Below are 13280 nucleotides of genomic sequence, written 5' to 3' on the forward strand. Positions count from 1 at the left end.
TGCCAGGAGAAAAGCATGAGCCGTGCCCTGCATGATGTTGCGAACGGCACCCTGTTCGGCGTTGCGCTGAACTACCAGGGGTTGCTGAACCAACGTCTCGCCGAATTCGAACAAGCGCCTTACCAGAAACCGCCGGTGAAGCCGGTGCTGTTCATCAAGACGCCCAACACCCGCAACGGCCACGACGGCGTGGTGCTGCACCCTCAAGGTGAACGCCTGCAACCGGGCCCGGCACTCGGCGTGGTGATTGGCAAGACCGCCAGCCGTGTCAGCGTCGAAAACGCCCTGGAGCATGTGGCCGGCTACACCATCATCAACGAGTTCAGCCTGCCGGAAGACAGCTACTACCGCCCTGCGGTGAAAGCCAAATGCCGGGACGGTTTCTGCGCATTGGGCCCGGAACTGGTGGCCCGCGACCAGGTTGCCAACCCGCACCAACTGAGCGTGAAGCTGTTCGTCAACGGTGAACTGCGCCAGCAAAACTCCACCGCCAACTTCGTGCGCAGCCTCCCGCAGTTGATCGCCGAGATCAGCGAGTTCATGACCCTGCACGAGGGCGATGTGCTGATCACCGGCACTCCCGAAGGCCGTGTGGATGTGCAACCCGGCGACACGGTTGAAGTCGAGATCAGCGGCCTGGGCCGCCTGGTCAACCACATCAAGGCAGAGGAGCTGTCATGAAACACGCGCGTATTCGCTTTGAAGGTGAAGTTCATTCGGTACAGGTCGACGCTGAGAACGCCGTACGCCTGGCCGACGGTCGCCTGCTGGCTGAAGACCAGGTCGAATGGCTGCCACCAGCCACCGGCAGCATGTTCGCCCTGGGCCTGAACTACGCCGACCACGCCGCCGAACTGGCCTTCAAACCGCCGACCGAACCGCTGGCGTTCATCAAGTCCCCCGGCACCTACACCGGCCACAACCAGGTGACCTGGCGCCCGGACAACGTCGCCTACATGCACTACGAGTGCGAGCTGGTGGCGGTCATCGGCAAACCGGCGCGCAACGTCAAGCGCGAGAACGCCCTGGAGTATCTGGCCGGCTACACGGTGTGCAACGACTACGCGATCCGCGACTACCTGGAAAACTACTACCGCCCCAACCTGCGGGTGAAAAACCGCGACGCCACCACGCCGGTGGGCCCATGGATAGTCGACGTCGCCGACGTGCCAGACCCAAGCAACCTGAAGCTGCGCACCTGGATCAACGGTGAACTGCGCCAGGAAGGCAGCACCAAGGACATGATTTTCGACATCCCGTATTTGATCGAATACCTGTCCAGCTTCATGACCCTGCAGCCCGGCGACATGATCGCCACCGGCACGCCGGAAGGCCTGGCCGATGTGGTGCCGGGAGATGAAGTGATCGTGGAAGTGGAAGGCGTCGGCCGCCTGGTTAACCGAATTGTCAGCGAGGCGGAATTCTTCTCCGTCCGGAAAGAGGCTTGAGCAACATGATCAAACACTGGATCAACGGCCGTGAGGTCGAAAGCAAAGACACCTTCATCAACTACAACCCGGCCACTGGCGAAGCCATCGGTGAAGTGGCCAGCGGCGGCGTCGAGGAAGTGGCGCAGGCCGTTGCGGCAGCCAAGGAAGCCTTTCCGAAGTGGGCAGGCACACCGGCCAAGGAACGTGCCCGCTTGATGCGCAAGCTCGGTGAACTGATCGAACAGAACGTGCCGCACCTGGCCGAGCTGGAAACCCTCGACACCGGCCTGCCGATCCACCAGACCAGGAACGTGCTGATTCCACGGGCCTCTCACAACTTCGATTTCTTCGCCGAAGTCTGCACCCGCATGGATGGCCACAGTTACCCGGTGGACGACCAGATGCTCAACTACACCCTGTACCAGCCGGTGGGTGTCTGCGCATTGGTGTCGCCATGGAACGTGCCGTTCATGACCGCCACCTGGAAGACTGCGCCGTGCCTGGCGCTGGGCAATACTGCGGTGCTGAAAATGTCCGAGCTGTCGCCGCTGACGGCCAATGAACTGGGACGCCTGGCGGTCGAAGCCGGGATCCCCAAAGGCGTGCTGAACGTGATCCAGGGCTACGGCGCCACCGCCGGTGATGCACTGGTGCGCCACCCGGACGTGCGAGCGATTTCCTTCACCGGGGGCACCGCTACCGGCAAGAAAATCATGCAGACCGCCGGGTTGAAAAAGTACTCCATGGAACTGGGCGGCAAGTCGCCGGTGCTGATCTTTGAAGACGCCGACCTGGACCGCGCCCTCGACGCGGCACTGTTCACTATCTTCTCGCTCAACGGTGAACGCTGCACCGCCGGCAGCCGGATCTTCATTCAGGAGAGCGTGTACCCGCAGTTCGTCGCCGAATTTGCCGCCCGCGCCAAGCGCCTGATCGTCGGCGACCCACAGGACCCGAAGACCCAGGTCGGCTCGATGATTACCCAGGCCCACTACGACAAGGTCACCGGCTACATCAAGATTGGCCTCGAGGAAGGCGCCACCCTGCTGGCCGGCGGCCTGGAACGCCCGGCCAACCTGCCGGCGCACTTGAGCCGCGGGCAGTTTATCCAGCCCACGGTGTTTGCCGATGTGAACAACCAGATGCGCATCGCCCAGGAAGAGATCTTCGGCCCGGTGGTGTGCCTGATCCCGTTCAAGGACGAAGCCGAAGCGCTGCAACTGGCCAACGACACCGAGTACGGCCTCGCGTCGTACATCTGGACCCAGGATATCGGCAAGGCGCATCGTCTGGCCTACGGCATCGAAGCCGGCATGGTATTCATCAACAGCCAGAACGTGCGGGACTTGCGCCAGCCGTTTGGTGGGGTAAAAGGTTCCGGCACCGGCCGTGAAGGCGGCCAATACAGCTTCGAAGTGTTCGCCGAGATCAAGAACGTGTGCATTTCCATGGGCAGCCACCACATCCCGCGCTGGGGTGTTTGAGCGATCCCTGTAGGAGCTGTCGAGCTCCAGCGAGGCTGCGATGCAGGCGCTACGGTCTGCCAGATACAGCGCGGTGATCCCATCGCTGCCTCGCTGGGGCTCGACAGCTCCCACATTTGATCTTTGACAACACGCTTCCAAGACAAAAACAATTATTCAGGAGAATGATCATGGGCGAAGTGGTTCTGGCAGCGAAGATCTGCCACGTCCCCTCGATGTACCTGTCGGAACTGCCCGGCAAGCACCACGGTTGCCGCGAAGCAGCCATCGCCGGGCACAAGGAAATCGGGCGGCGCGCCCGTGAGCTGGGGGCCGACACCGCCGTGGTGTTCGACGTGCACTGGCTGGTCAACAGCGGCTATCACGTCAACTGTGGCGAGCACTTCAAGGGCATCTACACCAGCAACGAGCTGCCGCACTTCATCAAGAACATGGAGTACGAGTACCCGGGCTGCCCGGAGCTGGGCGAGTTGATCGCCGCCGAGGCCAACCTGGCCGGCGTGCGCACCATGGCCCACAACATCCCGAGCCTGGAGCTGGAATACGGCACCCTGGTGCCGATGCGCTACATGCACATGGGCGTGCCGGACGAGCAGAAGTTCGACGTGATCTCCATCGCCGCCTGGTGCGCCTGGCACCGCCTGGAAGACAGCTTCGCGTTTGGCGCCGCCGTGCGCCGGGCCATCGAGAAAAGCGACCGCAAGGTCCTCGTGCTGGCCTCGGGCTCCCTCTCCCACCGTTTCTCCGACGACCGCGAAGCCGAAGCCAATATCCACAACTGGACCCGTGAATTCGACAAACAGATGGACCTGCACGTGGTGGAAATGTGGAAGCAGGGCCGCTTCAAGGAGTTCTGCGCAATGCTTCCGGACTACGCCGAGCACTGCTTCGGCGAAGGCAAGATGCACGACACCGCAATGCTTCTGGGACTGCTGGGCGGGCCGGACTACAACCAGCCGGCCGAGATCATCACCCAGCCATTCGGCAGCTCGGGTACCGGCCAGATCAATGCCATTTTCCCTTTATGAGCCTTGGTGAAGATCACCTGTAGGCGCTGGCTTGCCTGCGATGCAGGCACCTCGGTGTATCTGTCTCACCGAGTTGATGCCATCGCAGGCAAGCCAGCTCCCACAAGGAATTCGCTGCACCTCACCCTAAGAGGAGATACACACATGCCGCACTTCATTGCCGAATACACCGACAACCTCGAACAGCAAGCCAACCTGCCCGCTTTGTTCGAGCAGGTTCACGCCGTGCTGGGCGACAGCGGCGTGTTTCCCCTGGGGGGCATTCGCAGTCGCGGGGTGCGCCTGGACACCTGGCGCATGGCCGACGGCAAGCATGACTACGCCTTCGTCCACATGACCCTCAAGGTCGGCCACGGGCGCGACCTGGAAACCCGCAAGACGATCGCCGAAGCCCTGTTCAAGGTCATCACCGAACACTTCGCCGAGCTGCAATCCCAACGGCTGCTGGCGTTGTCGTTCGAGATGATCGAGCTGCACCCCGAGCTGAATTTCAAGCAGAACAACGTGCACGCATTCCTGAAGAACCAGGCGGGCTGACCACAGCCCACCTTTCCGCCCATGGCACTCAAACAAAAAAGAACAACATCATGAGCACAGCCAATACCGCCGACAGCACCACCCTGATCGAACATCAGCGCACCCACAGCATCGTCACCTGGCGACTGATGCCGTTGCTGCTGATCTGCTACCTGTTTGCCCACCTGGACCGGATCAACATCGGCTTCGCCAAGATGCAGATGAGTACCGACCTGCACTTCAGCGACACGGTGTACGGCCTCGGTGCCGGCCTGTTTTTCATCGCCTACGCGCTGTTCGGCGTGCCGAGCAACATGGCCCTGGACCGGGTCGGGCCACGGCGCTGGATCGCCTGCCTGATGGTGGTGTGGGGCGTGCTGTCCACCAGCATGCTGTGGATCGAAAGCTCCACCGGTTTCTACGTGTTGCGCTTTTTGCTGGGGGTCGCGGAAGCCGGCTTCTTCCCGGGGATCCTGGTGTTTCTCAACCGCTGGTACCCGGCCCGGCGCCGGGCGCAAGTCACTGCACTGTTTGCGATTGCCGTGCCCATGGCCGGTGTGGTCGGCGGGCCGTTGTCCGGTGCGATCCTGGAGCATTTCCATGATTTCGGCGGACTGCGTGGCTGGCAGTGGATGTTCCTGATCGAAGGCGCCCCGGTGGTGCTGCTCGGTCTGGTGGTTCTGAAATACCTGCCGGACAGCTTCGAAACCGTGAAGTGGCTGGAACCGGCGCAAAAGCAACAGCTGCGCGAGCAACTGAGCAGTGAAGAACAGCGCAAATCCATTACCTCCTTTGGCGGCATCGTGCGTGACCCGCAGGTGTGGCTGCTGGTGGCGGTGTACTTCGCGGTGATGCTGGCGGTGAACACCCTGGCGTTCTGGATGCCCACCCTGATCCACGGCGCCGGCATCGGCCGCGACAGCCAGGTGGGCCTGCTGAGCGCCGTGCCGTACCTGGCCGGGTGCTTCTTCATGATCGGCTGCGGACGCTCATCCGACCGCAACCGCGAGCGCCGCTGGCACCTGTGCGTGCCGTTGTTGATGTCGGCCATCGGCATCGCAGTGGCCGGGCTCTCGCCCACCAATCCGACCCTGGTGCTGGGCGGTCTGATCCTGGCCGGCATGGGCGCCAGCGCTGCGCTGCCGATGTTCTGGCAACTGCCGCCGGCGTTCCTGTCCAACAGCACCCAGGCGGCCGGCATCGCGCTGATCAGCTCGTTCGGCAGTATCGCCTCGTTCCTCGCGCCGTACCTGATCGGTTGGATGCGCGACACCACCCAAAGCGCGAGCCTGGCCCTGTATGTGCTGGCGCTGCTCATCGCCCTCGGCGGCCTGCTGGTGCTGCGCACCCACGCTGCCATCGTCAATCCCCAGTAGAGAGTTTGTCATGCTTGATCAAGCCCACATCCAGCAAGCCGCCGCCCGCCTCGACCAGGCTGAGCGTTCCCGTGAACAGGTGCGCCAGTTTTCCCTGGAACACCCGAACATCACGATTGACGATGCCTATGCCATCCAGCGCGCCTGGGTGGCCCAGAAAATCAAGGACGGGCGCAAGCTGGTCGGGCACAAGATCGGCCTCACCTCCCGGGCGATGCAGGTGTCGTCGAACATCACCGAGCCGGATTACGGCGCCCTGCTCGATGACATGTTCTTCGAAGAAGGCACCGACATCCCGTTCGAGCGCTTCATCGTGCCAAGGGTGGAAGTGGAGCTGGCGTTCATCCTCGGCAAGCCGCTCAAGGGGCCGAACTGCACGATCTTCGACGTGTTGGACGCCACTGAATGGGTGATCCCGGCCCTGGAAATCATCGACGCGCGTATCCAACAGATCGATCCGCACACCAACGCCACGCGCAAGGTGTTCGACACCATTTCCGACAACGCCGCCAATGCCGGCGTGGTGATGGGCGGCCGCGCCGTACGCCCCACCGAGATCGACCTGCGCAAGGTGCCGGCGGTGTTGTACCGCAACGGGGTGATCGAGGAGTCCGGGGTGTCGGCTGCCGTGCTCAACCACCCGGCCAAGGGCGTGGCGTGGCTGGCGAACAAACTGGCGCCGTACGACGTCACCTTGCAACCCGGCCAGATCATCCTCGGCGGCTCGTTTACCCGCCCGGTAGCGGCGAATCCAGGCGATACCTTCCATGTCGACTACGACATGCTCGGTTCCATCTCCTGCCGCTTTGTCTGAATACTGGAGGACCGTTTCATGGACATGCCCATCAACCGCTTCAAGCAGCGCCTGCAACGTGGCGAAACCCAGATCGGCCTGTGGCTCGGTTTGGCCGACGCTTATTGCGCCGAACTGGCGGCGAATGCCGGGTTCGACTGGCTGCTGATCGACGGCGAGCACGCACCCAATGACCTGCGCGGCATGCTCGGCCAGTTGCAGGCTGTCGCGGCTTATGACAGCCAACCGGTTATTCGCCCAGTGATCGGCGATACGGCGTTGATCAAGCAGGTGCTGGATATCGGCGTGCAGACGCTGTTGGTGCCGATGGTGGAGACGGCTGAACAGGCTCAGCAGTTAGTGCGGGCCGTGCGTTATCCGCCCTTTGGCGTACGGGGCGTTGGCAGTGCGCTGGCACGGGCTTCGCGCTGGAACAGCATTCCGGGTTATCTGGATGAAGCGGATGCGCAGATGTGCCTGCTGGTGCAGATCGAGAACCGTGAAGGCCTGGACAACCTGGACGCGATTGCGGCGGTTGAAGGGGTGGACGGGGTGTTTATCGGGCCGGCGGATTTGAGTGCGGCCATGGGGCATCGGGGCAATCCCGGGCATCCCGAGGTGCAGGCGGCGATTGAAGATGCGATTGGGCGGATTCAGAAAGCTGGCAAGGCGGCGGGCATCTTGAGCGCGGATGAGAAATTGGCGCGGCGGTATATCGAGTTGGGGGCGGCGTTTGTGGCGGTGGGGGTGGATACGACGGTGTTGATGCGCGGGTTGCAGGGGTTGGCGGCCAAGTTCAAAGACACCGCAGCACTGGACATTACCGGCGGCGTGTACTGACTCTCTGAAACCACAAAGATCCAAAATGTGGGAGCGGGCTTGCTCGCGAATGCGGTGTATCAGTTCCAGATTTGTTGGCTGACCCACCCATTCGCGAGCAAGCCCGCTCCCACATTTGGATCGGCGGTGTGTCAGCGTTTGATGGTTTTCAACTCATCCAGCAACCCCAGCAACACCTGCAACTTCTCCTCCCCAAACTGCTCTTGCAAGCGCCGGTAGTTCTCTTCCATACACTGGCTCATCGACTCGAAACTGGCCTTGCCCTTCTCCGCCAGCGTCACCAGCACCCGCCGCTGATCCTGCTCGGCCTTGCGTCGGTGCACCATCCCCGCCGCCTCCATGCGCACCAGCACGCCGGTCATGCTCGGTTTGAGAATGCACGCCAGTTCGGCCAACTGGTAAATCTCCAATTCGTCATGCTGGCTGAGAATTCGAATAACCCGCCATTGCTGTTCGGTCAGCCCATGCTCATTCAGCGACGGCCGAAAAAAACTCATGGCCGCTTCGCGGGCCTGCAACAGGGTCAAGGTCAGGGATTGTCTGGGTTTCAACATAGGCTCAGGGTCACGATAGATTTAGTTAATGTTTTAACGAAACTCTAACACTCTACTCCCCGCCGCACGCTATAACTTCTGAAGCCGGCGAAGGCTCTGGCGCGCAGGATCAAAACCGGCGGCACACAGAATCAAGACATCCAGCGCGCCAACGGCCTTAATACACTCATTAGCTCTTCACTGTCAGGCAGCGCAATGATCAATATCGAAACGCCGACCTATTACACGGCGACCAAGAAATACAACCTCAGCTTCCCCACTCTGGAACAGGACGTGGAAGCCGACGTGGTGATCATCGGTGGCGGCTTTTCCGGGATCAACACGGCCCTGGAACTGGCCGAGAAAGGCATCACCAACATCGTCGTGCTGGAAGCGCGTTACCTGGGTTTTGGCGGCACCGGGCGCAACGGTGGGCAGATCATGGCCGGTATCGGCCACGATCTGGAGAAGATCAAGAAGGACGTGGGTGAAGACGGCCTGCGCCAGATCTTCGAGATCAGCGACCTGGGCGCCGACATCATCAAGAATCGCATCGCCAAGTACGACATCGATGCCGATTTCTGCCACGGCTACGGCTACATGGGCTTCAACGCCCGCCAGGAAAAGACCCTGCGCGCCTGGGAAAAAGACTTCAAGTCCATAAACACCCAACATGAGATCCGCTTCCTTGGCGGTTCCGACGTGAAGCAGATCATCGGCTCCGACGCCTACAGCAGCGCCCTGCTGCACATGGGCGGCGGGCATGTGCACTCGTTGAACCTGCTGCTGGGCGAGGCCAAGGCCCTGGCCGGCCACGGCGTGCAGATTTTCGAGAACAGCCCGGCGCTGGAAGTCAGCTACGGCGAACGCATCACCGTGCGCACCGGTCGCGGTTCGGTCAAGGCCAGCAAGCTGCTGTGGGCCTGCGACAGTTTCCTCAACAAGCTGGAACCGGAACTGCACCGCTCGACCATCAACACCTACGCGTTTCAGATGATGACCGAGCCGTTGCCGGAAGAGCTGATCAACCGCATCAGCCCGATTCGCGGGGCCTACAGCGACATTCGCCCGGTGATCGACTACTACCGCGTCACCCACGAAAACCGCCTGCTGTTCGGCGCCGCCACACCGTTGGTGGAGCACATTCCCGGCGACTTGAAAGCCTGGAACCGCAACCTGATGCTGAAGATCTTCCCGTACCTCAAGGACGTGAAGATCGACCTGGCCTGGGGCGGCCCGATGGCCTGCAGCCCGAACCTGTTCCCGCAAATCGGCACCCTGCCCGGGCGCAGCAACGCGTTCTATGTGCAGGGTTATTCGGGCTTCGGCGTGACGCCGAGCCACATCATCTGCAAGGTGCTGGCCGAAGGCATGAGCGAAGGCTCGGCGCGGTATGACCTGGTCAGCTCGATCCACCGCCCGACCATCATCGGCAAGGACGCGATCCGCCCACTGCTGCTCACCGCCGGCAAGTCCTGGCACCAGCTCTCCGGTTATTGGAACGGCCGCCGCTAAAACCCCACACCTGACACCTGTAGGAGCGAGCTTGCTCGCAAAAAACCCAAAGGCGCCGCGTTCATCCAGGACGCCAGCGCCCCCATTCCCCTCCTATTTTTCATCATCAGGAGCAACTGCTATGACCCTCGTTACCCTCAAGAAAGACATCCAGCTATCCGAACTCGACGCCTGGGGCACCGTCGCCGACCTCGGTTCGACCATCCTCGAAGGCGAAGTCCGGGCCTTCGGCAAAATGACCTTTGGTGCCCCCACCGACCCGGTCAGCAGCGCCTATTTCGGCACCACCCAGGGCAAGTTCCGCATGGTCTACCCGTTTGCCGAACAAGCCACCGTGGTCACCGGCGAAGTGGTACTCACTGACGAATCCACCGGCCAGAGCACCCGCTACCAGGCCGGCGACAGCTGGTTCGTGACCAAGGGCACCCCGGTGCTGTGGGAAGTGGTCAGCGAAAGTTTCGTCAAACACTACTTCGCCGTGGTGTGATGGCCCCGGCTGCCGGCCCCCGTCGGTAGCCTTTTGGCGCAGGTGCCCCCCATGCACGCTCTCCCCGCCCACGAAGTCGCCGGCCAGTGCCTGCAGGCTTTCACCCGCTTGATTCCGGTCAGCCAGGCCGCGTTCTATTGCGTCGACCGCCAGCTGCAAGCCCGGGATTTCCAGTTGCACGGCATGAGCGGCGAAATGCACCGCGACTACCTCGACAACTATCGCCAATTCGACCCGTTGCAACCGCGCAACTGCCTGTCCAGTGGCCTGGCAGTGGTGCCGCTGGGCTTTGCCATGGCCCGCCAGCCGGCGCGGGATACCCGGCGCTATGGGGATTTTCTGCGGCGCTATGGCGTGGTGGATGTGGTGGAGATCCTCGCCCAGCGTGACGGCCAACCCCAGGCGGCGATTTCGTTGTTGCGCACCGCCGATCAAGGCGCCTTTACCGGCGAGCAACTGGCTCAGTTGAACGCCCTGCAAACCTTGTTGCAGCTGGCCGTGGCCAATATGCAGCCCGCTGAAGATGCATTGGCCAACCTCACGCCCAAGGAGCGCCAGATCGCCCTGTTGTTGCGCCAGGGCGCCAGCAACAAACAGTTGGCCCGAGAGCTGGACGTCGGCCTGCCCACCATCAAGACCCACCTGATCAACCTGTTTCGCAAGACCGGCGTCAGCAGCCGCACCGAGCTGGTGGGCAGCCTGTTTCTGTAGCCTGCCTCAACCATCCGGTTGATACCCGGGCCTGCTCCCGGGAGTGATGATCCGAGGTGTTCACCCACCCAACCGGAGCATCGCAAATGACCACCCCTTCTGACTGGATCACCGTGGGCGCCCTGGCCGACGGCTTCGCCCCCGAGGCGTTCATCCTGCCGAACCTGGCGGACCTGAGCGGCAAGACCTTCACGCTGTACTTCGCCAATGGCTGGCAGATCGAGCATCGCTTCGAACGCGATAGCCTGTCCTGGGTCGCCGCCGACGGTCACTCCAGCGGCAGCGCAACCTACCGCGCGACCTCGGTGCGACCCGGCTTGTACCTGGTGGATTTCATCAAGCGCGAAGGTGCCCAAGCCTGGTCGGTCAGCCTGGTGCTCGACAGCGCCAGCGCCTCGTTCACCGCCGTACTCGGGCGCATGCCCACCCAGGAACAAACCCGCGAAGGCCTCTACAGCCGAGCCCTGGCCGGCAAACCGCTGACTTCAGTGGAGGTGGAATTCCTCCACGGCAGTCTCGACCGCCCCTGGCAAGCCGGCCAGTGCCCCCACGCGCCCACCACCGAACTGACCGGCCTGCGCAACCAGTACCGCTACAGCCCGAGCGAGGTCTACGAGCACATCTACCTCAACCACCAGTTCTACGCCTGGCAATGCCTCAAGGGTGTCGAGCAAGGCCTTTGCGACACCGACCGCTGCGATTACTACAAGATCGCCGACCAGCTGTACCTGTTCGTCTGGCGCGAAAAAATCATCCCCACCCTCGGCCTGGTGCTGATCGACCTGCAACAGCATCGCAGCGACGGCAAGATCTTCGGCTATGCCGACGCCTCCTTCGATGAGCTGTCGAACTTCCCTATCAGCTCCTACTGCCAGGTGCTCAATCGCACGGAGCATCCCGATGACTGAGCCGCGCACGATTGTGATCACCGGGGCCGGCACGGGCATCGGTGCCGCGTGCGCCCGGCTGTACGCCGCCGAGGGTGCGCATGTGGTGCTGATCGGCCGTCGTCGCGAGCCGCTGGAGCAGGTCGCGCGGGAAACCGGCGGGGTGGTGCTGGTGGGTGATGCAGCCTGCCCGCAGACCTGGGACGGTTTTATCGCGCAGATTCGCCAGCGCTATGGGCGTCTTGATGTGCTGCTGGCCTGTGCGGGCGGCCACGGCCTGGGCAGCGCCACCGATACTAGCCCGCAGACCTGGGAAGCAGCGCTGCGCAGCAACCTCGACAGCGCGTTCTACAGCGCGCGTGCGTGCCTGCCGCTGCTGCTGGAAAGTGCCGGCAACATCGTGTTGATGGGTTCGATTGCCTCACTGGCTGCCGGGCCCGAGGTGTGCGGCTACACCACGGCCAAACATGCGTTGCTTGGACTCAACCGTTCGCTGGCCCGGGATTACGGCCCGCGCGGGGTGCGGGTGAACGCGGTGTGCCCGGGCTGGGTGCGCACGCCGATGGCGGATGAAGAAATGCAGCCGTTGATGGATTTTCACGGTGAGACGCTGCAACACGCCTATGACCGTGTGTGCGCCGATGTGCCGTTGCGCCGGCCCGCCAGTGCTGAAGAAATCGCCAGGGTGTGCCGCTTCCTGGCCTCCAGTGAAGCATCGATCATTACCGGGGCCACGCTGGTGGCGGACGGGGGGTCGAGCATCGTCGATGTGCCGACGTTGGCCTATGCGCATCTGGAGCAACGTGATGAATGAAGACCTGGACTTCACTGGCCGCAACGTATTGGTCACAGGTGGCGCCCAGGGCATTGGCCGGGCCATCGTCGAAGCCTTCGCCCTGCGGGGTGCGCGGGTGATGATCGCCGATCTGCAACTGGCCCACACACTCGCGCTGGAGCTGTGCGGGCGCGGCGCCCAGGTGGAAGCGGTGACTGTGGATCTGGCGGATGCGGCTGCGGTTTTCGCGCTGATTGCAGGGGTGGAACAAGGTTGGGGGCGGCTGGATATTCTGGTGCATAACGCCGGGTATTTTCCGCTGACGCCCTTTGCCGAAATCACTCCGGCGATGCTCGACCGCACCTTCGCGGTCAATCTCTCGGCGTTGTTCTGGCTGACCCAGGCGGCGTTGCCGATGTTCCGTCGCCAGGGTCGGGGCTGCGTGCTGGTCACATCTTCAGTCACTGGGCCGAGGGTGGCATTTCCGGGCCTGAGTCACTATGCGGCGTCGAAGGCCGGGGTTAACGGTTTCATTCGCAATGCCGCGCTGGAGCTGGCCGGCTTGAATGTGCGAGTCAACGGTGTGGAGCCCGGCATGATCGCCACCCCGGCCATGGGCAACCTGGGGGATGACCAGATGAACGCACAAATCGCCAGCCGGGTGCCGCTGGGACGGTTGGGTGCGCCAGCGGATATTGCCGGGGCGATGCTCTTTCTGGCATCGGACCTGGCGGGTTACATCACCGGGCAAACGCTGGTGGTGGACGGCGGCTCGACCTTGCCGGAGGTTTAACGAAACGTCCTACCGAACGGCCGGATAACCTCTACTCCCCCGCCTTGAGAACCGCTGCAAAGTCCCTCGCCTGATCACACAGTGCGAGGGAACGCCGATGTCTTTTCCGATG

The 13280-nt window shown here is 62.5% G+C and carries 15 protein-coding genes; 14 read left to right on the forward strand and 1 reads right to left on the reverse strand.

Annotated features, from left to right (window positions below; all coding sequences use genetic code 11):
• Window positions 1–15 precede the first annotated feature (15 nt).
• The 8 genes from BLU46_RS04185 to hpaI all read left to right on the forward strand — a co-directional run bounded on the left by BLU46_RS04185 (window position 16) and on the right by hpaI (window position 7467).
• Entirely contained in the window at window positions 16–681 is a 666-nt protein-coding gene (locus tag BLU46_RS04185) for a fumarylacetoacetate hydrolase family protein (protein ID WP_063031552.1), read from the forward strand.
• Window positions 678–1448 (forward strand): fumarylacetoacetate hydrolase family protein, encoded by a 771-nt coding sequence (locus tag BLU46_RS04190; protein WP_093198932.1) that lies wholly within the window; start codon window positions 678–680, stop codon window positions 1446–1448. The genes BLU46_RS04185 and BLU46_RS04190 overlap by 4 nt, the downstream gene beginning before the upstream one ends.
• A gap of 5 nt (window positions 1449–1453) precedes the next feature.
• Complete coding sequence (gene hpaE / locus BLU46_RS04195) at window positions 1454–2914, forward strand: 5-carboxymethyl-2-hydroxymuconate semialdehyde dehydrogenase (RefSeq protein ID WP_093210114.1); 1461 nt, start codon at window positions 1454–1456, stop codon at window positions 2912–2914.
• A gap of 170 nt (window positions 2915–3084) precedes the next feature.
• A complete protein-coding gene (gene hpaD, locus BLU46_RS04200; protein ID WP_093198937.1) occupies window positions 3085–3942 on the forward strand; it encodes a 3,4-dihydroxyphenylacetate 2,3-dioxygenase in 858 nt (285 codons plus the stop codon).
• Window positions 3943–4086: 144 nt separating this feature from the next.
• Window positions 4087–4479: a 5-carboxymethyl-2-hydroxymuconate Delta-isomerase gene (locus BLU46_RS04205; protein ID WP_017478948.1), complete on the forward strand. Its 393-nt coding sequence runs from the start codon at window positions 4087–4089 to the stop codon at window positions 4477–4479.
• 50 nt (window positions 4480–4529) lie between these two features.
• Entirely contained in the window at window positions 4530–5834 is a 1305-nt protein-coding gene (locus BLU46_RS04210; RefSeq protein WP_076016041.1) for an MFS transporter, read from the forward strand.
• A gap of 10 nt (window positions 5835–5844) precedes the next feature.
• On the forward strand, window positions 5845–6648 hold the full coding sequence (hpaH, locus tag BLU46_RS04215) for a 2-oxo-hept-4-ene-1,7-dioate hydratase (protein ID WP_063031557.1): 804 nt from the start codon (window positions 5845–5847) through the stop codon (window positions 6646–6648).
• Window positions 6649–6666: 18 nt separating this feature from the next.
• The gene (gene hpaI / locus BLU46_RS04220) at window positions 6667–7467 is read left to right on the forward strand and encodes a 4-hydroxy-2-oxoheptanedioate aldolase (protein ID WP_093198940.1); all 801 of its coding nucleotides are present in this window, start codon (window positions 6667–6669) and stop codon (window positions 7465–7467) included.
• A 131-nt stretch (window positions 7468–7598) separates the two neighbouring features.
• Here hpaI and hpaR read toward each other — a convergent pair whose 3' ends face one another.
• On the reverse strand, window positions 7599–8021 hold the full coding sequence (gene hpaR, locus BLU46_RS04225; RefSeq protein WP_093198943.1) for a homoprotocatechuate degradation operon regulator HpaR: 423 nt from the start codon (window positions 8019–8021) through the stop codon (window positions 7599–7601).
• A gap of 195 nt (window positions 8022–8216) precedes the next feature.
• Between hpaR and BLU46_RS04230 the strand changes: the two genes are divergently transcribed.
• The 6 genes from BLU46_RS04230 to BLU46_RS04255 all read left to right on the forward strand — a co-directional run bounded on the left by BLU46_RS04230 (window position 8217) and on the right by BLU46_RS04255 (window position 13168).
• Window positions 8217–9515, forward strand: a complete 1299-nt coding sequence (locus BLU46_RS04230) for an NAD(P)/FAD-dependent oxidoreductase (protein WP_093198946.1) — start codon at window positions 8217–8219, stop codon at window positions 9513–9515.
• A 121-nt stretch (window positions 9516–9636) separates the two neighbouring features.
• On the forward strand, window positions 9637–10002 hold the full coding sequence (locus BLU46_RS04235) for a cupin domain-containing protein (RefSeq protein ID WP_076016036.1): 366 nt from the start codon (window positions 9637–9639) through the stop codon (window positions 10000–10002).
• Between the two features lie 51 nt (window positions 10003–10053).
• A complete protein-coding gene (locus BLU46_RS04240) occupies window positions 10054–10713 on the forward strand; it encodes a helix-turn-helix transcriptional regulator (protein ID WP_093198949.1) in 660 nt (219 codons plus the stop codon).
• Between the two features lie 86 nt (window positions 10714–10799).
• Entirely contained in the window at window positions 10800–11621 is an 822-nt protein-coding gene (locus BLU46_RS04245; protein ID WP_093198952.1) for a molybdenum cofactor biosynthesis F family protein, read from the forward strand.
• Window positions 11614–12414, forward strand: coding sequence for an SDR family NAD(P)-dependent oxidoreductase (locus BLU46_RS04250; protein ID WP_063031569.1), 801 nt, complete (start codon window positions 11614–11616; stop codon window positions 12412–12414). Before BLU46_RS04245 ends, BLU46_RS04250 begins: the two co-directional genes overlap by 8 nt.
• A complete protein-coding gene (locus BLU46_RS04255) occupies window positions 12407–13168 on the forward strand; it encodes an SDR family oxidoreductase (protein ID WP_093198955.1) in 762 nt (253 codons plus the stop codon). The genes BLU46_RS04250 and BLU46_RS04255 overlap by 8 nt, the downstream gene beginning before the upstream one ends.
• Window positions 13169–13280: the final 112 nt, after the last annotated feature.

Origin of the sequence: Pseudomonas yamanorum, from assembly GCF_900105735.1 — a bacterium.
Lineage (GTDB): Bacteria > Pseudomonadota > Gammaproteobacteria > Pseudomonadales > Pseudomonadaceae > Aquipseudomonas > Aquipseudomonas yamanorum.

What these genes read in the sequence shown, in the direction of transcription:
- BLU46_RS04185 (WP_063031552.1), top strand. Translation starts at nt 16, where the DNA reads ATGAGCCGTGCCCTGCATGATGTTGCGAACGGCACCCTGTTCGGCGTT.
- BLU46_RS04190 (WP_093198932.1), top strand. Translation starts at nt 678, where the DNA reads ATGAAACACGCGCGTATTCGCTTTGAAGGTGAAGTTCATTCGGTACAG.
- hpaE (WP_093210114.1), top strand. Translation starts at nt 1,454, where the DNA reads ATGATCAAACACTGGATCAACGGCCGTGAGGTCGAAAGCAAAGACACC.
- hpaD (WP_093198937.1), top strand. Translation starts at nt 3,085, where the DNA reads ATGGGCGAAGTGGTTCTGGCAGCGAAGATCTGCCACGTCCCCTCGATG.
- BLU46_RS04205 (WP_017478948.1), top strand. Translation starts at nt 4,087, where the DNA reads ATGCCGCACTTCATTGCCGAATACACCGACAACCTCGAACAGCAAGCC.
- BLU46_RS04210 (WP_076016041.1), top strand. Translation starts at nt 4,530, where the DNA reads ATGAGCACAGCCAATACCGCCGACAGCACCACCCTGATCGAACATCAG.
- hpaH (WP_063031557.1), top strand. Translation starts at nt 5,845, where the DNA reads ATGCTTGATCAAGCCCACATCCAGCAAGCCGCCGCCCGCCTCGACCAG.
- hpaI (WP_093198940.1), top strand. Translation starts at nt 6,667, where the DNA reads ATGGACATGCCCATCAACCGCTTCAAGCAGCGCCTGCAACGTGGCGAA.
- hpaR (WP_093198943.1), bottom strand. Translation starts at nt 8,021, where the DNA reads ATGTTGAAACCCAGACAATCCCTGACCTTGACCCTGTTGCAGGCCCGC.
- BLU46_RS04230 (WP_093198946.1), top strand. Translation starts at nt 8,217, where the DNA reads ATGATCAATATCGAAACGCCGACCTATTACACGGCGACCAAGAAATAC.
- BLU46_RS04235 (WP_076016036.1), top strand. Translation starts at nt 9,637, where the DNA reads ATGACCCTCGTTACCCTCAAGAAAGACATCCAGCTATCCGAACTCGAC.
- BLU46_RS04240 (WP_093198949.1), top strand. Translation starts at nt 10,054, where the DNA reads ATGCACGCTCTCCCCGCCCACGAAGTCGCCGGCCAGTGCCTGCAGGCT.
- BLU46_RS04245 (WP_093198952.1), top strand. Translation starts at nt 10,800, where the DNA reads ATGACCACCCCTTCTGACTGGATCACCGTGGGCGCCCTGGCCGACGGC.
- BLU46_RS04250 (WP_063031569.1), top strand. Translation starts at nt 11,614, where the DNA reads ATGACTGAGCCGCGCACGATTGTGATCACCGGGGCCGGCACGGGCATC.
- BLU46_RS04255 (WP_093198955.1), top strand. Translation starts at nt 12,407, where the DNA reads ATGAATGAAGACCTGGACTTCACTGGCCGCAACGTATTGGTCACAGGT.